General features: G+C 63.9%; 20 protein-coding genes, 4 tRNA genes and 1 pseudogene. 10 read left to right on the top strand and 15 right to left on the bottom strand.

The window, feature by feature from the left end; translation table 11 throughout:
- Positions 1–92 precede the first annotated feature (92 nt).
- Positions 93–797 (bottom strand): SMI1/KNR4 family protein, encoded by a 705-nt coding sequence (locus KO539_RS27110; RefSeq protein WP_219313210.1) that lies wholly within the window; start codon positions 795–797, stop codon positions 93–95.
- Positions 798–957: 160 nt separating this feature from the next.
- Between KO539_RS27110 and KO539_RS27105 the strand changes: the two genes are divergently transcribed.
- Entirely contained in the window at positions 958–2175 is a 1218-nt protein-coding gene (locus KO539_RS27105) for an MFS transporter (protein ID WP_219313208.1), read from the top strand.
- Positions 2176–2177: 2 nt separating this feature from the next.
- Positions 2178–2801, top strand: a complete 624-nt coding sequence (locus KO539_RS27100; RefSeq protein WP_219313372.1) for a metalloregulator ArsR/SmtB family transcription factor — start codon at positions 2178–2180, stop codon at positions 2799–2801.
- A 55-nt stretch (positions 2802–2856) separates the two neighbouring features.
- Here the strand turns inward: KO539_RS27100 and phaP are convergent, their stop codons facing one another.
- From phaP to KO539_RS27080, 4 genes are all read right to left on the bottom strand, one after another.
- On the bottom strand, positions 2857–3468 hold the full coding sequence (gene phaP / locus KO539_RS27095; protein WP_219313206.1) for a TIGR01841 family phasin: 612 nt from the start codon (positions 3466–3468) through the stop codon (positions 2857–2859).
- Between the two features lie 107 nt (positions 3469–3575).
- The gene (locus tag KO539_RS27090; protein ID WP_219313204.1) at positions 3576–3770 is read right to left on the bottom strand and encodes a hypothetical protein; all 195 of its coding nucleotides are present in this window, start codon (positions 3768–3770) and stop codon (positions 3576–3578) included.
- Positions 3771–3817: 47 nt separating this feature from the next.
- Complete coding sequence (locus tag KO539_RS27085) at positions 3818–6058, bottom strand: ATP-binding protein (protein ID WP_219313202.1); 2241 nt, start codon at positions 6056–6058, stop codon at positions 3818–3820.
- Between the two features lie 102 nt (positions 6059–6160).
- On the bottom strand, positions 6161–6586 hold the full coding sequence (locus KO539_RS27080; protein ID WP_219313200.1) for a helix-turn-helix domain-containing protein: 426 nt from the start codon (positions 6584–6586) through the stop codon (positions 6161–6163).
- A gap of 116 nt (positions 6587–6702) precedes the next feature.
- On the opposite strand from KO539_RS27080, the gene KO539_RS27075 reads away from it, so the two are divergent.
- Positions 6703–7554: an SDR family oxidoreductase gene (locus tag KO539_RS27075; protein WP_219313198.1), complete on the top strand. Its 852-nt coding sequence runs from the start codon at positions 6703–6705 to the stop codon at positions 7552–7554.
- Positions 7555–7645: 91 nt separating this feature from the next.
- On the opposite strand, the gene KO539_RS27070 is transcribed toward KO539_RS27075, so the two are convergent.
- The 3 genes from KO539_RS27070 to KO539_RS27060 all read right to left on the bottom strand — a co-directional run bounded on the left by KO539_RS27070 (position 7646) and on the right by KO539_RS27060 (position 8037).
- A tRNA-Leu gene (locus KO539_RS27070) sits at positions 7646–7730 on the bottom strand.
- Between the two features lie 68 nt (positions 7731–7798).
- Positions 7799–7883 (bottom strand) — tRNA-Leu (locus KO539_RS27065).
- 69 nt (positions 7884–7952) lie between these two features.
- Positions 7953–8037 (bottom strand) — tRNA-Leu (locus tag KO539_RS27060).
- Between the two features lie 107 nt (positions 8038–8144).
- Here KO539_RS27060 and KO539_RS27055 point away from each other — a divergent pair.
- Positions 8145–8309, top strand: coding sequence for a hypothetical protein (locus KO539_RS27055; RefSeq protein ID WP_219313196.1), 165 nt, complete (start codon positions 8145–8147; stop codon positions 8307–8309).
- Between the two features lie 29 nt (positions 8310–8338).
- Here KO539_RS27055 and KO539_RS27050 read toward each other — a convergent pair.
- A tRNA-Leu gene (locus KO539_RS27050) sits at positions 8339–8423 on the bottom strand.
- A 388-nt stretch (positions 8424–8811) separates the two neighbouring features.
- On the opposite strand from KO539_RS27050, the gene rnr reads away from it, so the two are divergent.
- From rnr to KO539_RS27030, 4 genes are all read left to right on the top strand, one after another.
- Positions 8812–11361, top strand: a complete 2550-nt coding sequence (rnr, locus tag KO539_RS27045) for a ribonuclease R (RefSeq protein ID WP_219313195.1) — start codon at positions 8812–8814, stop codon at positions 11359–11361.
- 15 nt (positions 11362–11376) lie between these two features.
- A complete protein-coding gene (gene rlmB, locus KO539_RS27040) occupies positions 11377–12120 on the top strand; it encodes a 23S rRNA (guanosine(2251)-2'-O)-methyltransferase RlmB (RefSeq protein ID WP_058048541.1) in 744 nt (247 codons plus the stop codon).
- A 133-nt stretch (positions 12121–12253) separates the two neighbouring features.
- A complete protein-coding gene (cysE, locus tag KO539_RS27035) occupies positions 12254–13003 on the top strand; it encodes a serine O-acetyltransferase (RefSeq protein WP_046684715.1) in 750 nt (249 codons plus the stop codon).
- A 10-nt stretch (positions 13004–13013) separates the two neighbouring features.
- Complete coding sequence (locus KO539_RS27030) at positions 13014–13724, top strand: YceH family protein (RefSeq protein WP_128139835.1); 711 nt, start codon at positions 13014–13016, stop codon at positions 13722–13724.
- A 207-nt stretch (positions 13725–13931) separates the two neighbouring features.
- Here KO539_RS27030 and KO539_RS27025 read toward each other — a convergent pair whose 3' ends face one another.
- Positions 13932–14120 carry a hypothetical protein gene (locus tag KO539_RS27025; protein ID WP_219313192.1) on the bottom strand — a complete coding sequence of 63 codons (189 nt, stop codon included), beginning with the start codon at positions 14118–14120 and terminating at the stop codon, positions 13932–13934.
- 7 nt (positions 14121–14127) lie between these two features.
- Positions 14128–14577, bottom strand: a complete 450-nt coding sequence (locus KO539_RS27020) for a DUF4240 domain-containing protein (RefSeq protein ID WP_219313190.1) — start codon at positions 14575–14577, stop codon at positions 14128–14130.
- A 193-nt stretch (positions 14578–14770) separates the two neighbouring features.
- Between KO539_RS27020 and KO539_RS27015 the strand changes: the two genes are divergently transcribed.
- Together KO539_RS27015 and udk are read left to right on the top strand one after the other, a co-directional pair.
- A complete protein-coding gene (locus tag KO539_RS27015; protein WP_219313188.1) occupies positions 14771–15274 on the top strand; it encodes a DUF2199 domain-containing protein in 504 nt (167 codons plus the stop codon).
- 59 nt (positions 15275–15333) lie between these two features.
- Positions 15334–15978, top strand: a complete 645-nt coding sequence (gene udk / locus KO539_RS27010) for a uridine kinase (RefSeq protein WP_034756921.1) — start codon at positions 15334–15336, stop codon at positions 15976–15978.
- Between the two features lie 12 nt (positions 15979–15990).
- Here the strand turns inward: udk and KO539_RS27005 are convergent, their stop codons facing one another.
- The 4 genes and pseudogenes from KO539_RS27005 to KO539_RS26990 all read right to left on the bottom strand — a co-directional run.
- Positions 15991–17160 (bottom strand): HlyD family type I secretion periplasmic adaptor subunit, encoded by a 1170-nt coding sequence (locus tag KO539_RS27005; RefSeq protein WP_099402763.1) that lies wholly within the window; start codon positions 17158–17160, stop codon positions 15991–15993.
- The gene (locus tag KO539_RS27000; RefSeq protein ID WP_219313186.1) at positions 17157–19289 is read right to left on the bottom strand and encodes an ATP-binding cassette domain-containing protein; all 2133 of its coding nucleotides are present in this window, start codon (positions 19287–19289) and stop codon (positions 17157–17159) included. The genes KO539_RS27005 and KO539_RS27000 overlap by 4 nt, the downstream gene beginning before the upstream one ends.
- A gap of 28 nt (positions 19290–19317) precedes the next feature.
- Positions 19318–20589 carry a TolC family protein gene (locus tag KO539_RS26995; protein ID WP_219313184.1) on the bottom strand — a complete coding sequence of 424 codons (1272 nt, stop codon included), beginning with the start codon at positions 20587–20589 and terminating at the stop codon, positions 19318–19320.
- Between the two features lie 139 nt (positions 20590–20728).
- Positions 20729–22048, bottom strand: a pseudogene (locus tag KO539_RS26990) (hypothetical protein); the annotation flags it as partial.

Here is a 22048-nt window from a genome sequence, read left to right as displayed (position 1 = left end):
GGATGGCAATAGGGCAAGATGCAAGGTGATCGGTTTTACTGTGTTTATATACAGTTTAAACCTTCAGCCGCCGCTTGCCCAGCGAATTATGTTCAGTCAGCCGTGCTGTAGGCAAAACCGCTGTCGAACTTTTCGTAGGGAATCAATTCCGCGCGCAGGCTGGCCAGTTCGATGTCGGTCAGCAAGCCCCGGTGCGCTTCCGTGCGTCCCTTCGGCAGCGCCATGTCGTAATCGATGATGTCCCGAGCCAGCAGGCCCTGCAGCACGTCGGCTTGCCGCGCCGTCAGGTAGCGTGCATGCGTGCCCAGGGTTTTCGTCAGTTGATCCTTGAATGCCTCGTCGCTGACGTCGTTGTATGTGTCCTGGTCGGCCATGCTGTTCAACAACATGTGAACCATGAAATCTTGCAGATTTTTCGCCAGGTACTGGGCTTCATTGTCGTCATGCCACAGCAGCACGATGGGCATCTCGCCGTCTTGCTCGCTTGAGGCGAAAAAGCAGTAGTGGTCGCCCGCGCCCGTTTGTGCGAACGGGATGAACTGGAAGGCGGGATCGATCTGCCGGTAATCGTCCGTATCCAGCAGCGCTTCCACTTCCGCGGCAACGGCCTCGATGTTGAGCAATTCGAAATCGTCCGCATGCAATAGCAGGGTGGGCCGGTCCGTCAAGGTGGGATAGACCAGCTTGTACCAGTCGGGCCCATATTCGCCCACGGCCAGCATGCCGTCGCGCTCCAGCTGCCGATACAATGTGGGATAGGTGAAGCCGTGTTGCCGTTCAATTTCTGACAGTGTCATGTTTGCCCCGTTAAACGTGAGTGATGGGCAAATGATAGTCGAGGCGATGGCGCGCACGGTTGGCGCCATGGCAGCAGTGATGGACATAATTAATAAACATTTTAGTTTACTTATGTGGCGTGCTCACGTAACCTTGCCAGACTATATCCATCGAGTCCGCATGAAAAACATCATATTAATTTCCGCCGCTTGCCTGCTGGCGCTGTTGTCGACCATCGGCGCCTCCCTGCCATACCCGATCCTGCCGCCTTTGTTTGCGGCCGAGGCGCCGAATGCCTTCAACAATTTCCTCGGCTTGCCGTCGAAATTGCTGTTCGGCCTGGCGCTGACCATCAATCCGCTGGGCTTGCTGATTGGCTCGGCCTTGCTGGGCCCCTTGTCCGACCGTTATGGCCGCCGTCCCTTGCTGATGCGCACTGCCGTGGGTGCCGCCATCGGTCACGCCATCACGGCCTGGGCGCTGGTGATCCAGTCCTATCCGCTGTTCATCGTCGCCCGTTTCATCACGGGTTTGCTTGAAGGGAACGGCGCCGTGGCGCGCGCCATGCTGGCCGACCAGCTGACGGGGCCGTTGCGCCTGCGCGCCATGTCATGGCTGAACGGCGCGTTTTACCTGGGCTGGCTGGTAGGCCCGATCCTGGCGGGCGCGACCCTGCATTGGGGCGTGACGGTGCCATTCTGGATTGCCGCCGCCGCCCTCATGCTCGTCGCCGTGCTGGTGGCCGCCGGCTTGCCGCGCGAAACGCCCTCGCTCTTGACGACGTCATGGTGGCAAGTGGCGCGCGACCGCCATTCGCTGAACCTGCTGCGCCACGACGAGCTGCGCACCCTGTTCATCGTGCAACTGGCGCTGACCTGCGGCGTGGCCAGCTTTTACGAGTTCTATCCGCTGTGGCTGGTCGAAACGGCCAATTACCACGCACAGGAGATTGCCTGGGTGAATGTGGGACTGTGCGGCACGATGACCATCACGTCCTTGCTGGCGGGCGGTCCCAGCCGCCATGCGCCGCTGCTGCGGGCCAGCTGGTATGCCTGCGGCGTGGCGCTGGCCGTGGGGATCTTGGCATTGGGTAATATCTGGGTGGGCATCGCAGCCATCGTGCTGTTCGGCATTCCGAATGCGCTGTACAACACGGTGATCCAGGGCTGGTGCGCGGAGCGTTTCAGCGCGCACGGACAGGGCGCCGTGATGGGCTTGCTGGCCACCACCTTTTGCATCGCCAACATCGTCGTCGCCCTCAGCGGCTCCGTGCTGACCCTGATCGATACGCGGCTGATCCTCGTCGCGGGCGCCGTGTCCGCCGCCTGGGCCGCGTGGCGCATGGCCGCCTGGCGGCGCCAGCTGGCTGGCGCCGTTGACGCGAAGGCGGTGGCATGAGCATGAGCACGTCGGAGCAGACGCTGTTCCTGCTGAAGATGCGCGGGCCGCAGACGGCGCAACAGCTGGCGGCCTTGCTCGATATCACCTCCATGGGCGCGCGGCGCCAGCTGGAAGCGGCGCTCGAGCGTGGCCTGGTGGCTTTCGAGGACGTGGCCGACAAGGTGGGACGCCCGTCGCGGCGCTGGCAGTTGACGCAGCAAGGCCACGCGCGCTTTCCCGACCGGCATGCCGACCTGACCCTGGAATTGATCGCGCAAGTGAAAACCCTGTTCGGCGACGAGGGCCTGGATAAATTGATCGGCGCGCGCGAACGCAGCAGTGAAGCGGCCTACGGCAAGCTGGTCGACCCTCGGCTTGACTTGGCGCAACGAGTGGACAGCCTGGCGCGGGCGCGCGATGGCGAAGGTTACATGGCCCATGCCGAGCCGCAGGACGATGGCAGTGTCTTGCTGGTGGAAAACCATTGCCCGATTTGCGCGGCGGCCACGGCGTGCCAGAATTTTTGCCGCTCGGAGCTGGCCATCTTTCAACGGGTATTGGGGGGCGATTGCACGGTGGAGCGCAGCGAATATCTGCTGGAGGGGGGAAGGCGCTGCGTGTACCGGATTGTGCCGGTGAGATGAACCCAAGCAAAGGCTGGGGTCAGACCCGGCGGGTCTGACCCCACATTGAGTGACCTTATTTTTTGGCCGCCTTCGGCTTGGCGGCAGGCGCGGCCTTTTCAGCTGTTGCCGTAGCGCCGGCCGTCGCCTTTTCCGTTGCCTGCGCTACTTGCGCGCTGGCCTTGGCGATCTGCTCTTCCACTGTTTTGACGGCCTGTTTCGTGGCCTTGGTCACTTGTTCGTAACCGAGGAAGGCGTTGTCGATGGCGGCCTTGACGATGGCGACGGCGTTTTCCGAGCCTGGCGGCACGTTTTTCGTGACGTCGTAGATCAGGGCGCTCAGATTGCTTTTCGCTTCGGCCACATGGGCTTCGGCGGCCGTGGTGAATTCCGTGTGGATTTCCTTGATGATGTCGTCGAGTTGCTGTTTATACGCTTTCGCGCCGGCCACGCCCGGTTGCAGCTGGGCGGCGGCGGCGGCCATGGCGGCTTTCGGATCCTTGGCCTGGCTGATTTCCTTGCCGGCGGCAAGGCCATCCTCGATGCCGGACCTGGCGGTGGCCATGTTCAGCGCCAATACCTGTTCCACGCCTTGCACGGCCTTCGAGGTGAGGGTGTTGAAGGTCATTAGCTGGAATTCAAACAGGGCCTTGGTGGCCGTTGCGAATTGTTCGGGATTCGTAAACATGTGGTCTCCTCGGTTTGAATAGATACGTTCTTATCGTTCCATACTCTTTCGACGCCGCAATGCCATCGCTTGATCTCAAGCCGGTGCCCCGTGTGGTCATGGCCCCATTATTTAACAAGCGCCGGTTTTTCGCAACGGCTATCTTTGTACGGTCCCGAGGCCAGTTCCCAGCCAAATCCCAGGGTCGATTGGGCGCACGACAGGGTGCCGTCGATCTTGCTGCGCCATTTGTACCAGGGGGCGGGTCCGGCCATTGCGCCGGCGCAAACTGCCAGCAGGGCGGCGGCGGTCAGGTATTTCATGGGTACTCCGAAAGAAATGCTTGCTGGCATTGTAGCGCGCTTGCCCCTCAGGGGGCGGGCGCTTGCGGCGCGGCGGCCGGCAGCTGCAGGGTGAAGGTGGTGCCGCTGCCGGCGCCGGTGCTGCTGGTGGCGTCGATATGGCCGCCCAGCACGCCCGTGACGATGTTGTGCGCCACATGCAGGCCCAGGCCCGAACCGCCGGAACCGAGCTTGGTCGTGAAGAAGGGGTCGTAGACGTGCACGAGGTCGTCGGCGGCGATGCCCACGCCCGTGTCGGCGATGGACATGGTGATCGTCTTGCCGTCGTCGCTGCCACGCGCCCTGATGTGAATGGTGCCGCCGCTGCGGCCCTCGAAGGCGTGGCGCAGGCAGTTTTCCAGCAGGTTGCTCAGCACCTGGCCCAGTGGACCGGGATAGCTGTCCATGGCCAGGCCGTCCGGTACATCCTGCGTCAGGCTCAGGCCGGCGGCCTTGAGCGGCGTGCACAGGGGCAGCATCAGTTCGGCGACGAACTGGCGCAGCAGGAAGTGGCGGCGCTGCGAGCTGGCGCGGTCGACGGCGATCTGCTTGAAGCTCGACACGAGGTCGGCCGCGCGCTGCAGGTTGCGCAGCATGATGGCGTCCGCCTCGCTGGCCTGGGTCAGGTAGGCGCCCAGTTCGGAGCGGCGCAGGCCGTCAAGGAAGCTGGCCTGGATTTCGCGCGTGCGTTCGGCCATGGTGGTGGCCACCACCAGGCCGTTGCCGATCGGCGTATTGAGTTCATGCGCGATGCCGGCCACCAGCGCGCCGAGCGCGGCCAGCTTGTCGCGGCGCACCAGTTCTTCCTGCGTGATGGACAGGTTTTCCAGCGCGGCGGCCAGTTCCAGGTTCGTTTGCTCCGAGTGTTCCTTGGCCAGCGTCAGGGCCGCCGTGCGTTCGGCCACCAGGTCTTCCAGGTGGGCGCGGTGGCGCTGCAGTTCGCGTTCGTGGCGCATGCGGCCAATCGCGATGCCGGCCAGGTCGGTCGCCGTGTCGATCAGTTCCAGGTCGCGCGCGTCTGGCTTGCGCACTTCGCGGTAGTACATGGCGAAGGACCCGAGCACGGCGCCATCCTGGCCGAAGATGGGGCGCGACCAGCAGGCGCGCAAGCCGAACGGCGCCGCCAGTTCGCGGTAGGGCGCCCACAGCGGATCGTGCATGATGTCGGTGACGACCACCGGTTCGCGCAGGAACATGGCCGTGCCGCAGGAACCCACGCCGTCGCCGATGGCCACGCCTTCGAGCAGGGCCATGTACTCGGGCGGCAGGCTGGGGCCGGCCGCGCTGTGCATGTGGACGCCGTCGTCGTCGAGCAGCATGATGGAACAGAGCACGCCGCGCGACTGACCTTCGATCAAGAGCAGCAAGTGGTTCAGGGTGGGGGTCAAGGGCGCGCCCTTGGCGACCATTTCCAGCAGGGCGCTCTGGCCCGAGCGCATCGCTTCGGCGAGGTTGCGTTCGGTCAAGTCGATGATGCGCGCATGCACCAGCTGGCGGCCTGGCACGGACAATCGCATCAGGCGGATTTCGCAGGCGATCGGGTGGCTGTCGCGGTGGCAGCAGCTGGCGCGGAAGACGACGATCTTGCCTTGCAAGGTATCGCGGATCTTTTCTTCCAGCAATTGCGGCGAGGCGCGGCCATCGCCCTGATGCTTGGGGAACAGCGGCTCCATGCCGCCTTGCAGCAGCTCGGCCAGCGGCATGCCGAACAATTCCTCGGCCAGGTGGTTGGCGTCGATCAGCAGGCGGTTGTCGATATCGAACAGCAGCACGGCGTCGGGCGAACCGGCCAGGATGGAGTGGTAATTGACTTCCAGCGTTTGCGGATGCAGGGGGCGCGGCGGCGTGACGGCATGCGGCGCGGGCGCCTCGGCCCTGTGCAGCGCCAGTTCCATGAGGATTTTTTCCGCCACGTCGCGCGCATTGAAGGGCATCTTGATGTAGTCGGAGGCGCCGGCACCCACGCTGCGGCCCTGCTCCTCGGCACTGGGGGTGGCCGACATCAGCAGCAGGGGCACGCTGTGGCGTCCGCCCGCATTGCGCAGGCGCATGCAGGTGGCGCCGATATTCGAGCCGGCCAGGGCCGCGTCAAGCAGGATCAGGTCCGTGCCGCCGGCCGCCAGTTCCACGCCTTCGTCGATATCGCCCGCCAGTCCCGTGCCCAGGTTATGCCGGTCCAGCACATACAGCAGTTCGCGCACATCGTTCGGCGAATTGCTGACCAGCAGCACATTGGCCCGGTCGGTGATGGAAGAAATCAACTGATTCATGGTATCGCGCCCTTACGCGTTTCATGGGCCTAGTATTACATCAAGGCAAGTAGGAGTAAACGATAATTCTTGATGACCAAAAGCAAGGGTCGCAGCACTCGTTCAGGCGGCGTTTTGTGCGGCCTGCGGCGCCAGATCGGCGCGCGCTTGCTCGATGCGCGGGTAATTATCCTCGATCCAGTCGACCAGCACGGCCAGGCGTTCGGCCGCTTCGCGTCCCAGCGGCGTGAGGCTGTATTCCACCTTGGGCGGGATCACCAGATACGCCTGGCGCAGCACGAAGCCGTCGCCCGCCAGCGCGTCCAGGGTTTGCGCCAGCATTTTTTCGCTGACGCCGCCCACTTCGCGGCGCAGTTCGCTGAAGCGCCGCGTGCCGCTCAGCAGTAGCACCAGCACCAGCACGGCCCAGCGGCTGGTCAAGTGGCTGAGCACGGCGCGCGACGGGCAGGCGGCCGCCAGCAGGTGCGCGCCCTGGGTTTGCCGGGCGAGGGCGGCGCGCAGGCTGGCGCCGGGAGTGTCTGTGGACATGATAGTTGGCCTTGTTAATTGAGATTTTACTCATACTTACCAAAAGGTACGTACTTACAATAAGTAAGTAATAGTCCTATTATAGGGTTTTACCACCCACGTACCAAGGAGAAATCATGATCGTCATCACCGGTGCCACAGGCAATCTGGGCCAGCACGTCATCGCCAGCCTGCTCAAATCCGTTCCTGCAGCCAACATCATCGCCGCCGTGCGCAACCCGGCCAAGGCCGGCAATCTGGCCGCCCAAGGCGTGCAAGTGCGTCAGGCCGACTACAACGATGGCGCCAGCCTCGATGCGGCATTCAAGGGCGCCACGAAAATCTTGCTGATTTCGTCGAGCGAAGTGGGCCAGCGCGCGCAGCAGCACCAGAACGTCATCGATGCGGCCAAGCGGGCCGGCGTCGCCCTGCTGGCCTACACCAGCGTCTTGCGCGCCGACACGTCGCCGCTGGGCCTGGCCGCCGAGCACGTGATCACGGAGGCGGCGATTCGCGCATCCGGCCTGCCGTACACTTTCCTGCGCAACGGCTGGTACCTGGAAAACCATACGGAACACCTGGCGCCCGTGCTCGAGCATGGCGTCGTGCTGGGCGCGGCGCAAGACGGGCGTTTCTCGTCGGCCGCGCGTCTTGATTACGCTGCTGCCGCCGCTGCCGTGCTGACAGCGGATAAACCGCAAGCCATCTATGAGCTGGCGGGCGACCAGGGCTTTACCCTGGCGGAATATGCGGCCGAAGTGGCGCGCCAGTCGGGCAAGCCGATTGTGTATAAAGATTTGCCGCAGGCGGACTTCAAGGCGGCGCTGGTGGGCGTGGGTGTGCCGGAAGGCTTTGCCGACCTGCTGGCTGATTCCGATGCGGGCGCGGCCAAGGGCGGCCTGGAAGACCATGGCAAGCAATTGAGCGCGCTGATCGGCCGTCCGACGACGAGCCTGCTTGACGCCGTGAAGGCGGCGCTGGCGAAGTAAGGGGAGGGAGGATGCCGTGGCAGCACGGCATCCGGAAATGAAAAAAGCCGCAAACTCGTGAAAGTTTGCGGCTTTTTTGCGAATTAGGTAATGGTGCCCACGAAGGGACTCGAACCCCTACACCCGAAGGCACATGGACCTGAACCATGCGCGTCTACCAATTCCGCCACGTGGGCACTGATGCTGCTTACAACGATATCTCACTACTGTACTGCGGACTACAACGAAAACAACTCGTTGCTGGTGGTGCCCACGAAGGGACTCGAACCCCTACACCCGAAGGCACATGGACCTGAACCATGCGCGTCTACCAATTCCGCCACGTGGGCATTGTGCTGCTTGTTGCTGCTATCTTACTACTGTACTGCGGATCACAACAATGAACAACTTGTTGCTGGTGGTGCCCACGAAGGGACTCGAACCCCTACACCCGAAGGCACATGGACCTGAACCATGCGCGTCTACCAATTCCGCCACGTGGGCATTGTTACTGCTTGCTGCTTGTCGCTGCGTGTTCTGTAGCGAGGACAAAATCATAAGGGCTGGCGCGCATTCGGTCAATCAACATTTTGCACTTTTCTTCAAGAAACATGTTTTTTCGCCTGAAAAGGGCTGTTCCCTATGAAAAATGGCTGGATCTGCCTCTTTTTTCAGCGCTTTTCCGCAGCTTTCCGTCCGTGCGCGTGTCAGGTGATCCGGCTGCCTGGAGGGGAGTGCTTTTTGCTGCGGAAATGAAAAAAGCCGCAAACTCGTGAAAGTTTGCGGCCTTTTGCGAATTAGGTAATGGTGCCCACGAAGGGACTCGAACCCCTACACCCGAAGGCACATGGACCTGAACCATGCGCGTCTACCAATTCCGCCACGTGGGCACTGATGCTGCTATTACTACTTGTTGAAAAATAACTTCACAACAATTCTGCTATTATAGCGACTTGAAGAGTTTTGCGCCAGATGAGCTTTCGCTCCATACTGCACATCAACCCTGTACCGCTTTCCTGCAACTGCATTCCCGTGAAGGTTTGTCGCTGCAAGAGACCGAGATTATAGAGCAATATTTGCCGAAGTCAAATGCATTGCGCAGCTTTTCTCCTTTTTTTCATCGGCGGGGCACTTGTTCGGTTTCCGCTACGCTGTCCGTTAGGCAAACCAAGGCGTCCTCCGGTACACTACCGGACATCACCGTGTCAATATTGACGGTGATGTCATCGGTCTTTGTCTTCCGTTTGATCACTGTCAATAACAACTATAGAAATACTTTTGAGCCAAAATACCCACACCATCCCCAGCCGGGAGGACATTCTCGGCATATTCCGCAGCGTCAACGCGCCTCTCGACCCGCAGTCTCTCGGGAAAACGCTGCAAGTGCATGCCGATTCCATGGATGTCCTGGTCCGTCGCCTGAAGGCGATGGAGCGCGACGGCCAGCTCAAGTCTGACGCCAGCGGTGTTTTCAGTCTGGCCGACCAGAGCGCGCTTGTCGCCGGTCGCGTCACCAGCCACCGCGATGGCTTCGGCTTCGTCATTCCCGACGACGCCAGCGCCGACCTGTTCCTGCCCGAGAAAGAAATGCAGAAAGTACTGCATGGCGACAAGGTCATGGCCCGCATCGTCGGCACGGACCGCCGCGGCCGCCCTGAAGGCACGATCGTCGAAGTCACCTACCGCGCCAACACCCACGTCATCGGCCGCCTGATCCATGAAAACGGCACCTGGGTCGTGGCGCCGGAAGACCAGCGCATCGGCCAGGACATCCTCGTCACCGGTTCGGTCGGCAAGGCAAAAGCCGGCCAGATCGTCAGCGTCGAACTGACCGAGCAACCGATGCGCTTCAAACAGCCGGTCGGCAAGATCGTCGAAGTGCTCGGTGCGCTTGATGATCCCGGCATGGAAATTGAAATTGCCGTGCGCAAATTCAACGTGCCGCACATCTTTTCCGCCGCTGCCCTCAAGCAAGCTGAAAAGCTGCCGTTCGAAGTGCGCGCCGCCGACCTGAAAGACCGTGTCGACCTGCGCGACGTGCCTTTGGTGACCATCGATGGCGAGGACGCGCGCGATTTCGACGATGCCGTATATTGTGAACCCGTCAAGATTGGCCGCGCCAACTGCTTCCGCCTGATCGTGGCGATTGCCGACGTCAGCCATTACGTGAAACCGAACGACGCGCTCGATATTGACGCGTTGGAGCGCAGCACGTCCGTCTACTTCCCGCGCCGCGTCATCCCGATGCTGCCGGAAAAGCTGTCGAATGGCCTGTGCTCGCTGAACCCGGCCGTCGACCGCCTGACCCTCGTCTGCGACGCCGTCGTCAGCGACAAGGGCGAGCTGAAGGCTTACCAGTTCTACCCGGCCGTGATCCACTCTGCCGCGCGTCTCACGTATGACGAAGTCGCTGCCGTGCTGGGCAACACCAAGGGACCCGAAGCGGCACGCCGCGCGGACATCCTGCCGCACCTGCAGAATCTGGAAGCCGTCTACCGCGCCTTGCTGAAAGCGCGCACGGAGCGGGGCGCCATCGATTTCGAGACGACGGAAACCTATATCGTCTGCAATACGGCTGGCAAGATCGAAAAGATCATCCCCCGCACGCGCAACGAAGCGCACAAGATCATCGAAGAGTGCATGCTGGCGGCCAACGTCTGCGCGGCCGATCTGTTGCTGCGTAACAAGCACCCAGGCACCTACCGCATCCACGCCAGCCCGACCAAGGAAAAGCTCACGCAAGTGCGCACCTTCCTGAAACAGGTTGGCCTGAACCTGACGGGCGGCGACACGCCATCGGCATCCGATTACCAGACCCTGATGCAGCAGATCAAGCAGCGTCCCGACGCGGCCCTGCTGCAAACGATGTTGCTGCGCTCGATGCAGCAAGCCGTCTACAGCCCGGACAATATCGGCCACTTCGGCCTGGCGTACGAGGCGTATGCCCACTTCACCAGCCCGATCCGCCGCTATCCCGACCTGCTGACGCACCGCGCCATCAAGGCCATCTTGCAAGGCAAGAAATACGAGCCGAAGCTGTCCGAGAAGACCGTGCTGAACACGAACGTGTCGAACGCCACGCGCAAGCAGCAGGCGAAGGACAAGGCCGACGGCAAGCCGAAGAAGACGGATCTGACCATCTGGGACGCGCTGGGCGTGCATTGCTCGGCCAACGAGCGCCGCGCCGACGAAGCGTCGCGCGACGTGGAAGCCTGGCTGAAGTGCTACTTCATGCAAGACAAACTGGGCGAGGAGTTCACCGGCACGATCACCGGCGTGACTACCTTCGGCGTGTTCGTGCAGCTCGACACCCTGTTTGTCGAAGGCCTGGTGCACGTCACCGAGCTGGGCACCGATTACTTCCAGTACGACGATGCGCGCCATGAATTGCGCGGCGAACGCACGGGCAAGCGTTATCAATTGACCGACCGTCTGACGGTGCAAGTGGCACGTGTCGACCTGGAAACGCGCAAGATCGACCTGCGTCTGGTGACCGATGCGGAACTGGCGGGCGAAGAAGCGCCAGCCAAGCAAGCTGGCGGCAAGCGCAAGGGCGAAAAGAAATCGATGGTCAAGCCCGGTCCCGCGACCGAGCAGCGCCACGAGATCAAGGCCAGCGTCAACACCGGCGGCAACAACGGTGGCAAACCCGGCAAGGGTTCCGGCGGCCGCTCCAACGGCGCCAAGTCTGTTGCCAAGGAAGTCCCCAAGGCGGCAGTCCCCAAGGCAGCCGCGCCGAAGCGCAGCAAGAAACCAGCCGCGGCACCCGCTGCGGCGGCACCACGTGCAGCAAAAACTGTATCAAAATCAAGCAAGAACAAGCGATAAAAGAAACGATAACAAATGAAGAATAAAATGATTTTCGGCTTCCACGCCGTCACCTCGCGTCTGCGTCATGAAGCGTCGTCCGTGGAAGAAATTTTCGTCGATGCCAGCCGCGTCGACGGCCGCATGAAGGACATGATCGCCGCCGCCAAGGCTGCCAACGTGCGCGTCATGCCCGTCGATTCGTCGCGTCTGGACAAGATCGTCGGCACGCGCCGCCACCAGGGCGTGATCGCGTTTGCCTCGCAACTGTCGCTGGCGCGCAATCTCGATGAGCTGCTGGACGCCATCGACGGCCCGCCGCTGCTGTTGATTCTCGACGGCATCACCGACCCGCACAACCTGGGCGCCTGCCTGCGCGTGGCCGACGGCGTCGGCGCACATGCCGTCATCGTGCCGAAGGACCGCGCCGTGGGCTTGAACGCCACGGCCGCCAAGGTCGCCAGCGGCGCCGCCGAAACCGTCCCGTACATCACCGTGACGAATCTGGCGCGCACCATGCGTGAACTGAAGGATCGCGGCATCTGGCTGATCGGCACCTCGGACGACGGCGAAAAAGGCTTGTACGAAGCCGATTTCACGGGCCCGACGGCTCTCGTCATGGGTTCCGAAGGCGAAGGCATGCGCCGCTTGACGCGCGACACCTGCGACATCCTCGTCAGTATCCCGATGTTCGGCTCCGTCGAGAGTCTGAACGTGTCGGTCGCTTCCGGTGTGTGTCTTTACGAAGCCCGCCGTCAGCGGATTGCTTTAGAAGCATAAGCTAGCGTCACTTGGGGTCAGACCCGTCGGGTCTGACCCCAGCTTGCCGTTGAGGAACCTCTCGACGTCAGCCCCTCCAGCATTCCCTCTCCGAATACGCTACCATTTGCGTTCCACCTTATCCATTGTCATTATGTTCCACCACCTGCGCGAAGACATCAACAGCATCATCGAACGTGACCCGGCCGCTCGCAATGGCTGGGAGGTGCTGACCTGTTATCCCGGCTTGCACGCCATCGTCATGCATGGCTGGGCGCACTGGTGCTGGACGCGGCACATGAAGTGGGTAGGGCGCTTCATTTCCTATATCGCCCGCATCATCACGGGCATCGAGATCCATCCGGGCGCCGTCATCGGCCGGCGCGTCTTCATCGACCACGGCTTCGGCGTGGTGATCGGCGAGACGGCCATCGTCGGCGACGACTGCACCATCTACCAGGGGGTTACTTTGGGCGGCACCTCGCTGCACAGCGGCGCCAAGCGCCATCCGACCCTCGAGCGCGGCGTCATCGTCGGCGCCGGCGCGCAGGTGCTGGGCAGCTTCACGGTGGGCGAGTACGCCAAGGTGGGTTCGAACGCCGTGCTGTTGAAACCCGTGCCGTCCGGCGCGACGGCCGTCGGCAACCCCGCGCACATCGTGCAAAAGGATGTCAGCGCCCTGCGCGAGGGCAGCACGGCCCACCTGTTCGCCGCGTATGGCGTCACGCCCAACGGCGACGATCCGCTGTCGAAAGCCCTGCAAGGCCTGATCACGCATGCCGTGGCACAGGAACAGCGCATCGAAACCATCCTCGCCACCCTGAAGGCGGCCGGTATCTGCTGCCAGGGCGTGCCCGAGTGTGATAAATTCGATTCCGAGCAAATGAACAAGCTGGTTGATTAAGGATACAGGCATGACTACAGACGCAAACATAGCTGAAAACGCAGCAGAAAAAAGCAGCGACAATCCGAATCTGCTCGACCCTTTCGAGATCCGCGTGCTGGCCGTGCTGGCCGAAAAGGAAGCGCTGACGCCGGACAGCTATCCGCTCTCGCTCAACGCGCTGACGAACGGCTGCAATCAGCTGTCCAGCCGCGACCCCGTCATGGCCCTGTCCGAGGAAACCGTGTACGACGTGCTGCAGCGGCTGATGCAGCGCAAGTTCGTCAACGGCATCACGCAGGCGGGCGCGCGGGTCGCCAAGTATGAACACCGCATGCGCATCAAGTGGTCGCTGGAACAGGACAAGCTGGCCATCCTGACGATATTGATGCTGCGCGGCTTGCAGACGGCGGGCGAAATCCGCAGCCGCAGCGGCCGCGTACATGAATTCAAGTCCGTGGCGGAAGTGGAATCCGGCCTGCAATTTTTGATCGACAAATACCCGCCGCTGGTGGCCAAGCTGGCCGTCGCGCCTGGCGCCAAGGAGCCGCGCTACGGACACTTGCTCGGCGGTGAAGAGGCGCTGGCGCAGATCGAGACGGCGGCAGGCTACGCCGGCGCCGTCAGCGCCCCGCAGCAGGGCAGCCGTGTCGCCCAGCTGGAACAGGAAGTGCTGCAATTGCGCAGCGACTTCGATGGACTGGCGGCGCAGTTCGAGGCGTTCCGCAAGCAGTTCGAATAATTTTCGGGCAAGCGCCTATTGGGCCTGCGGGTCGAAATAGGCGGTCCAGGTCAGGCTCGAAGGGGCAAGGCCCTGCGCCTTGCCAAATTGCGCCATGGCCTTGCGCGGTTTTGCCAGTCCCGCCAGGGCCACCCCCAGGTTGTAATGCGTATGGCTGTCTGTCGAGCCCAGCTTGAGCGCTGTTTCCAGTACGTTGACGGCTTCCCTTTACTTGCCCTGGTCGCACAGCACGGCGCCTAGGCAAGTGATCAGGGCGGTATTTTGCCGATCCGCTTGCGGGGCTGCTTGCCAGGCGCTGCGCAACACGGCTTCAGCTGCCGCCATGTGCGCATTCCATTGCCCGGCATCGCTTTCGGCCAGTTTGATATATGCCTTGCTTGCGGCGATGGCGTGCATGGCCGCCTTAGCCGGGCCAGGCGGCGGAATTGCTTCCGGTTTCATAATCGACGCTGGCGGTAAATTCCCAGTCATCGGTATCGCGCCCAGTCTTTTCGGACCAGGCCTCGGCAGCGACGCTCAACAGTTCTTCCAGCCAGTCGTCCGTTTGGTCGGGCATCAGGGTGGGGTCGGCCAGCACGCTGTCATACGTGGCCTTGCCCGAGCCGACGACGAAACAGCGCGCATACAGGAAGCCGTCATCCGACTTCCCCGAGTTGCCGGCATGGTCCGCAAACACCTTGCCATCGAGCTTGTACAGTGCCTGAGCCAGGCACTCTTCGAAGCCCTTGATATCATTGACCGGCAACTCGGCGAGCGCTTCGGTCAATGGTTCCACCGCGGCATCGGCGTCGCCGTCCTCCAGGGCTTCACGGTCGATTTGCTCTATCAGCTGCCAAAACTTTTCTTCGTTCATTGTGAATCCCTGGTAAATAGTCAATCGATACTGAAAGAGGTCAGGCATGCAATGCAGGTGGCGCGAGTCGTCCCGTCTGTGCATCCTGAGCTTGTTTAGAATATCATTTTGCTAGAATACCAAGCGCACAGTTTCCCTTAGTAACTATTTAGCATTCAACACCACAAACAATTCGAATAAACGGCCTTCACGCATGACTTTTTCCTTCCTGTGCCGCTCCTGCGGCGAGACCCACACGGGCATGCCCAGCTTCGGCGCCGATGCGCCGTGGCTGTATGAGCAGATGGCGCCGGCCGAGCGCGAAGCGCGCTGCCAGCTCGACAGCGACGCTTGCATCGTCGATGAAGCGCACTGTTTCGTGCGCGCCACCATCGACATCCCCGTGCATGGCTCGGATGAGCCGTTCAGCTGGGGCGTGTGGGTGTCACTGAGTGGCGAGAGCTTCGACTCCTGGGATGCCTGCTTCAATGACGCGCAGCGGGCGCACATCGGCCCCTTCTTCGGCTGGCTGAGCACGCAGCTGCCCGTGTACCCGGCTACCCTGAACCTGAAAACCCGCGTGCACCTGCGCGACGATGGCGTGCGCCCATCCATCGAGCTGGAGCCGACGGAGCATCCGCTGGCCATCGAACAGCGCGACGGCATCACGGCAGAGCGGGTGGCCGAGCTGTATACGCGGCTGGTGCATGGCGCGTGACAGGCCCGGCTTTGCAGCCGCTCCCTGTCAGTCCGCTCATGTTTCCGGTATCATTCGGCATGAATACTATTTCCTTCCAACCGTTTGTTATTGGTGTCGCTGGCGGAAGCGGCAGTGGCAAGTCCACCGTATCCCAACAAGTGCTGGCGTCGTTTGGCGCCGACATGGTCTCGGTCGTGATGCAGGACGACTACTACTGCGACCAAACCCATCTCTCCCCTGAAGTCCGGCGCCAGCAGAATTACGACCATCCGCAGGCGTTCGAGTGGCCATTGCTGGTGCAGCACATCCAGGCCTTGCGCAATGGCGAAGCGATCGAGATGCCCGAGTACGACTTCACGCTGCACAATCGCTCCAGCCGGACCATACCCGTCAAGCCGGCGCCGGTGATCGTCATCGAAGGCCTGTTCGCCCTGTATGACGAGAACTTGCGCGACATGATGTCGCTGAAGATCTTTGTCGACACCGCCTCCGACGTGCGCTTCATCCGCCGCATGCAACGCGACATCACGGAGCGCGGCCGCTCGGTGGAAAGCGTCATCGAGCAGTATCTGGAAACCGTGCGCCCGATGCACAAGCAATTCATCGAACCGACCAAGCGCAATGCCGACGTCATCTTGCCGCATGGCGCGAATGGCCCCGCGGTCGACATGATCACGGCCAAGGTGGCCAGCGTCATTGGCCGCCTGAAGCCGGCCGGCTAAAAGGCCGCCGCGTCAGCGCTCCCCCATCGACTCCGAAAACGTCTTGGTGATCGGTTTCGTCAGGTAGCGCAAGACCGTCTTGCGGCCCGTGTTGATTTCCACCGTGGCCGTCATGCCGGGCTGGATCAGGATAGGCTCGCCATTCTTGCCCATCAGATTACGCCCGCTGGTCTTGATCTGCACACGGTAGTAGGGCTGCTCGTTGCCCTTGTTGTCCTCACTTAAGGTATCGGCGCTGATGTAGCTGACGGTGCCGCGCAGGCGCCCGTAGATGCCGTAGTCGTAGGCGTCGAGTTTCACGGCCGTGGGCAGGCCCGGCTTGATGAAGGCGATGTCGGCCGGTTTGACTTTCGCTTCGATGATCAGGTCATCGTCCGTCGGCACGATTTGCAGGATTTCCTCGCCCGGCTTGGCCACGCCGCCCAGGGTAGTGAGGCGCACGTTGCGCACGATGCCGTCCGTGGGCGCGTAGATATCCGTCGAGCCCAGCTGCTCCTTGCGCTGGGTCACCGTCTGCAGCACGCCGGCCAGGTCTTCCTGGGCTTTCACGAGGTCCGTCTGGCTGTCCTGCAGATATTTGTTGCGCCGGTTGGTGATCTGCGCCTGGATGTCGACCACTTGCCGCCGCAGTTTCAGCACCTCGGCGCGGCTCACATCCCCCGTTTCCAGCAGCGGCAGATTCATTTCCAGCTCTTCCTTGATCAGCTTCATGGCGCTTTCCAGCGAGCTCACCTCCGCCTGCACGGCGCCCTGGCGCTTGCTGAACAGGGCCAGCTGGTTGGCGCGAAATTCCGGGAACGCCTGCAGTTCGGGCGGGAACTTCGGCGCGCCGCCAAACACCTCGGCTTGCAGGCGCGCCACGGCGGCCTTCAGACCGGCCGCCTTGGCCGTGCTTTCCAGGTAGCTCGTTTCGGCCCGCGTGCGGTCGAAGCGGGCCAGCAATGCTCCCTTTTTCACGACGCTGCCTTCATGCACGCGCAGCTCGGCCAGCACGCCGCCATCGGCCACCTGGATGATCTGATTGCGCGAACTGGCAATGACCTGGCCATTGGCGCGCGTGACCTGGTCCAGCTCCGCCCACGAAGCCCAGGCGATGACACCGGCCAGTGCCGCCGTGCAGCTCCAGATCAGCACCCGGCCCCGTTTCGCTTCCTCTTTCGCTTCGACCCTGGCCAGTTTCATGCGACGGCTCCTTGCGCCACCGGCGCAGGTGTTGTACTGGGCACAGCCTGCGGCTTGCCCGACAGCTTGGCCAGCACGGCATCGCGCGGGCCGTCGAGCAGTACTCTTCCCGCCTGCAGCACCACCAGACGGTCGAGCAGGGGCAAGAGGGCGTTCTTGTGCGTGGTGGCGACCATGGTCACGCCTTCGGCTGCCAGTTCGCCCAGCAGGCCCACGATGCGCGCCTCCGTTTTCGCATCCATGGCGCCCGTCGGTTCATCGAGCAGCCAGATGCGCGGCTTGGCCAGCAGCAAACGCGTGACGGCGATCAATTGCCGCTGGCCGCCCGAGACGCCGCGTCCGCCTTCCGTGATGCCCAGCGCCAGCCCCCGTGGCTGGCCCAGTATCAGCTCGATCAATCCCGTGCGCTTTGCCGCCGCCAGGATCGCTTCCTCGCCCGGGTCGGCCAGCCCCAACAGCAGGTTGTCGCGCAGGGTGCCGCTGAACAGCCGCGTTTCCTGTGGCAGGTAGCCGACCATTTCACGCACCACGGCCGGCGCCAGCAAGGCCATGTCGACGTCGCCCAGGTAGGCCTTGCCCTCGGCCGGCTGGTACAGGCCCGAGGCCAGTTTCAGCAAGGTGCTCTTGCCCGAGCCGATGGCGCCCACCAGGCCGACCCGTTCGCCGGGGCGGATGGCCAGGCTTTCCACTTCCAGCGCCACTTTTTGCGCGCCGCCATACGTAAAGCGGATGCGTTCGAAGCGCAAGCCCGTATCGAGACTGCGCGGCGTCAGCGCGAACTGCGCGTTGTCCGCTTCGTTGGGCAGGCTGATGACCTGTTCCAGGCCGTCGATCGAGGCGCGCGCATGCGCCCACTGCACCATCACGGCGGGCAGCTGCACGATGGGCATCAGGGCGCGGTTGCTGATGATGGTGCACGCCATCAGGGCGCCCATGGTCATCTGGTTTTCCGCCACGAACCACGCGCCCATGGAGATCAGCGCCACGTTGGTCAGCTGCTGGAAGGCGGCCGTGATGTTTTGCGACAGGGCCGCATAGTCGCGGATATTCTGCTCCGCGTGGCTGCTCTCGGCCACCAGTTCGGCCCAGCGCGCCTGCATCATCCATTCGGCGCTGCTGCCCTTGAGGGTTTCGACGCCATCGACGGCTTCCACCAGCAGGCCCGCCTTGCGGTTGCTGGCGTTGAGGTTCTTGCGCGTATGGCTTTCGATGGCGCGCTGGAACATCAGGCCGCACACGAGGGCCAGCGGCAGGGCCACCAGCGGCACCACCACGAGCCAGCCGCCGATGATGGTGATCATGGCGAGAAAAATCACGGCGAAGGGCACGTCCGTGAGCACGAACAGCGAGGTCGACGTCAGCACGCCGCGCACCATTTCAAAACCTTTGACCTGCGCCGCCAGGGTGCCGACGGAAGCGGGACGCGACTCCATGCGGATGCCCAGCATGCGCTGGAAAAACCACTCGGACAATTCATGGTCGACGTCATTGCACGAGTGGTCGACGATGCGGCTGCGCACCTGCTTGAGGATGAATTCCAGGCCGATCGACAGGGCCACACCCACGACCAGCACCCACAGGGTGCTGAAGCTCTGGTTCGGGATCACGCGGTCGTACACCTGCATGGAAAACAGCGAAGTGGCCATGGTCAGCAGGGTTACCAGCGCGGTGGCCAGCACGGCGTCGACAAACACGCTTTTCTTCAGCCACAGGGCGTTGCGCACCAGCCCCAGGGCGCCGGGGCGGGCGGCGCTTTTTTCGCTGCGGCGCGGCAGGCCCACGCAAGCCAGGCCGGCCAGTGTCGCCAGTTGCAAGGCGCGCCCATCGATGCCTTCGCCGCGCCAGGCACCGTCCGCGCCGCGCGACTGCAGCAAGCCCCAGCCCGTGCTGGCGCTGTAGACGGCGAACGGCAGCTCGCCCGGCGTCGGCTCGTGCAGCGGGCGCGCCGCGCCTTCCAGGCCGGCCGCCTGCCAGATGGTGGTCAGTACCGCGCTGGGCGCGCCATTGCCGTCGGCGTCATCGAGCTGGCGCTGCAGGTCGGCCAGGCGCGCGGCAGGCACGTGCTGGCCCGTCAGGCGGGCGGCCCGCTCGATGAGTGTCAGCAAGCCATGTTTGATGGACGTATCCACGCTGTCTCCTGTGTGCATCATGTCGGTGTCAATTCGCGCGCATCATGCCGGCCGGCGCCGTGCGCCCGGCCAGGGTGCCCGTTTGCGCTGCCAGGCGCAGGCTGGCGGCAATCGCCTGCGCGCGCGTGTCTTCCAGCGAAAACTGCGCCTGGGTCGCTTCGCGCACGGCATTGAGCACGTCGTTCCAGCTCTTGCGGCCGATCACGTACTGGCGCGCATACGATTCGAATACCTGCGTCGAGGTGGTGCTGGCCTCGCCCGCGTTGCCCAGGCGCTGGCGGCTCGCCTCGGCCTCGTTCCAGTCCAGGGTGAAACGCTCGCGCACCTCGCGTTCGGCCACGTCGTGCGCGGCGCGCGCGCCTTCGCGCCGGGCCACGGCGGCATCCACGCCGGCCTTGGCCGACAGGCCTGCGCCCGGCTGCGCCTGCAACACGAGCATGGCGCGCGTGCGGTTGTCGGCATTGATGCCGCCGCCGGTGGGCTTTTCCATGCGCAGCACCACTTTCGGCATGTAGGCCGAGCGCTGCATGGTGATTTCGGAATCGGCTGCCTGCGCCTCGAATTCGAGGCGGTGCAGGGTGGGGGAGTAGTCGATGGCCTGGCGCATGACACGTTCCAGGCTGGCGTCGGGCAGCGGTTCGCCCACGCCGATGCCGCTGGCGGTGACGAGGCGCACGGGTTTGCCGGCCAGTTGCGACAGCTGCGCCAGCGCGTTTTCCAGCGCCTGGCGCGCATTCGATACATCGTTGGCCGCCTGGTAGGCGCGTGATTCGGCCAGGCGCTGGTCCGTTTGCGAGCTGACCGACTGCGCCACGCGGCGCTTGATCATGTCCAGCAGGCGCTGGTGCTCGGCCAGTCCCCCTTCCGCCGAGCGCACGCGCGCCGTCTGGCGTAGCGCTTCCGTGTAGGCGGCGATCACGCGCAGCGAGAGGCTCAGGCGTTCTTCCTCGATGGCGGCGCCGGCCGCATCGACCCGGCTGCCGGCCGCATCGATGCCGGCGTCGATGCGCCCGCCGCTCCACAGCGGCTGCTCGATGCGCACCACGCCGCCCGTTTCCTGCGAACCGGTGGGCACTTCCGCCGACAGGCTGGGATAGCGCTGCCATTGCGCGCCATCGAGTTCGGCGCGCGCGGCCGCCTGCGCCGAACGCCTGCCCTGCACGGCGGGATGGTTTTGCAGCGCCTGCTGCAAGACCTGGTCGAAGCTCCAGGCGGTGGCGCCCTGGGCGCCGGCGAAAGACGATACCGATGCCATGGCCACGGCCGCCAGCAGGGCCGCGATGCGTGGCAGTGAAGACAATGCTGGGAAACCGCGTAATCTCATCCCGTATTTTTCCGCCCCGAGGCCTGACGCATTTCTAGGTGTGGCGGGAGCGCACCGTATTGCGTTGCGCTCCCGCCGCCGTGCCAGGCGCGGCGCCTGGCGTGGGTGCCCGGCTTCAGACGACGAAGTTGGCCGCCGTCAGTTGCGTGATGTTCACCCCGCTGAGCAGCACCAGCGCCGTGTCGATGGCGTTGGCGTTGCTCAGGTCACTCGAGTGATACACCGTCACGGCGCCGCTGTTTTGCGCATCGGCGATGACGATGTAGCCCTGGCCCGACAAGACGCTGTTGTCGGCCGCGATGGCGCTGGCCGCCGCGCCGATCGACACGGACGTGCCGTCGAAGATGAACAGGTTGTCGTTGCCAAAGTCCGTGCTCAGGTTGACGCCCACGGCCACCGCAGCCGTCAGGTCGGCGATGGCCGACATGTCGATCACGTCGCCGCCGGCGGCCGGCAGACCGGTGCTGAAGTCGGCCACCGTCAGCGGGTTGTGCAGGGCATTCTGGCTCAGCACGAACAGCTGGCTCGCGTCCGTCAGGTCCGCTTGCGCCTGCGCCGCCGCCGCCGCCGCGGCATCGGCATTCGCCGCCACCGTCAGCGAGCTGGCGTCCGTCAGGTCTGCCTGCGCCTGCGCCTGCACGGCGGCGGCCGCCGCCGCATCGGCTGCCAGGTGCAGGGCATTGGCGTCCGTCAGGGCGGCCGTCTGCGCCGCGGCCAGCGCCGCTGCCGTTGCCGCATCGGCGGCCTGGGTGAGCGCCACGGCATCGGTCTGGTCGGCCAGCGCCTGCGCGGCGGCAGCGGCGGCGGCGTCCGCATTCGATACGACGGCCAGGGCGCTGGCGTCGGTCTGCGCGGCGAGGGCGTTCGCTTGTGCCAGGACCGCGTCGGCAGCCTGCGCGTCGGCATTGGCCTGGGCCGCTGCCGCGTCGTCCGCATACGCCGCGTTTGCATTGGCGTGCGCTTGCGCCGCTGCCGCTGCCGCGCTGGCGGCGGCCGCATCGTCGGCTTGCGCCGCTTGCAGGGCCAGCAGGGAGGCGGCGGCCTGTGCCTGCGCCAGCGGCGCGGCGGCATCGGCCGCATGGGCCGCCGCAGCCGCTGCTATCGCAGTATTGGCGTTGGCCGTGGCAGCTGCCGCCGCCGCATCGTCGGCCTGTGCCTGCTGCGTGTCGGCCAGCGAGGAGGCAGCCTGGGCGGCTGCGGCCGCGGCAGCGTCGTCGTCGTTCTGCGCTGCCGTGGCGGCAGCCAGTGCGCTCGCTGCCGCGGTTGCCGTACTGACGGCCAGGGCATCGGCGGCGATGGCGGCCGTATGCGCGGCGGTGGCGGCGGCGGCATTGGCCGCTGCCTGGTTGGCGGCCGTGTCGTCGGCCTGCGCCGCCTGTGCGGCGAGCAGCGATGCCGCCGCTGCGGCGGCGCTGGCGGTGGCGGCGGCATCGGC

This window comes from Janthinobacterium sp. NKUCC06_STL, assembly GCF_019345455.1.
Classification (GTDB): Bacteria; Pseudomonadota; Gammaproteobacteria; order Burkholderiales; family Burkholderiaceae_D; genus Janthinobacterium; species Janthinobacterium rivuli.
The sequence above is the reverse complement of the archived record's forward strand: the minus strand, read 5'-3'. Positions and strand labels throughout refer to the sequence as shown.

Excerpts from the sequence above, each read along its gene's own strand:
- KO539_RS27110 (WP_219313210.1), bottom strand. The coding sequence starts at position 797 with ATGACACTGTCAGAAATTGAACGGCAACACGGCTTCACCTATCCCACA.
- KO539_RS27105 (WP_219313208.1), top strand. The coding sequence starts at position 958 with ATGAAAAACATCATATTAATTTCCGCCGCTTGCCTGCTGGCGCTGTTG.
- KO539_RS27100 (WP_219313372.1), top strand. The coding sequence starts at position 2,178 with ATGAGCACGTCGGAGCAGACGCTGTTCCTGCTGAAGATGCGCGGGCCG.
- phaP (WP_219313206.1), bottom strand. The coding sequence starts at position 3,468 with ATGTTTACGAATCCCGAACAATTCGCAACGGCCACCAAGGCCCTGTTT.
- KO539_RS27090 (WP_219313204.1), bottom strand. The coding sequence starts at position 3,770 with ATGAAATACCTGACCGCCGCCGCCCTGCTGGCAGTTTGCGCCGGCGCA.
- KO539_RS27085 (WP_219313202.1), bottom strand. The coding sequence starts at position 6,058 with ATGAATCAGTTGATTTCTTCCATCACCGACCGGGCCAATGTGCTGCTG.
- KO539_RS27080 (WP_219313200.1), bottom strand. The coding sequence starts at position 6,586 with ATGTCCACAGACACTCCCGGCGCCAGCCTGCGCGCCGCCCTCGCCCGG.
- KO539_RS27075 (WP_219313198.1), top strand. The coding sequence starts at position 6,703 with ATGATCGTCATCACCGGTGCCACAGGCAATCTGGGCCAGCACGTCATC.
- KO539_RS27055 (WP_219313196.1), top strand. The coding sequence starts at position 8,145 with ATGTTTTTTCGCCTGAAAAGGGCTGTTCCCTATGAAAAATGGCTGGAT.
- rlmB (WP_058048541.1), top strand. The coding sequence starts at position 11,377 with ATGAAGAATAAAATGATTTTCGGCTTCCACGCCGTCACCTCGCGTCTG.
- cysE (WP_046684715.1), top strand. The coding sequence starts at position 12,254 with ATGTTCCACCACCTGCGCGAAGACATCAACAGCATCATCGAACGTGAC.
- KO539_RS27030 (WP_128139835.1), top strand. The coding sequence starts at position 13,014 with ATGACTACAGACGCAAACATAGCTGAAAACGCAGCAGAAAAAAGCAGC.
- KO539_RS27025 (WP_219313192.1), bottom strand. The coding sequence starts at position 14,120 with ATGCACGCCATCGCCGCAAGCAAGGCATATATCAAACTGGCCGAAAGC.
- KO539_RS27020 (WP_219313190.1), bottom strand. The coding sequence starts at position 14,577 with ATGAACGAAGAAAAGTTTTGGCAGCTGATAGAGCAAATCGACCGTGAA.
- KO539_RS27015 (WP_219313188.1), top strand. The coding sequence starts at position 14,771 with ATGACTTTTTCCTTCCTGTGCCGCTCCTGCGGCGAGACCCACACGGGC.
- udk (WP_034756921.1), top strand. The coding sequence starts at position 15,334 with ATGAATACTATTTCCTTCCAACCGTTTGTTATTGGTGTCGCTGGCGGA.
- KO539_RS27005 (WP_099402763.1), bottom strand. The coding sequence starts at position 17,160 with ATGAAACTGGCCAGGGTCGAAGCGAAAGAGGAAGCGAAACGGGGCCGG.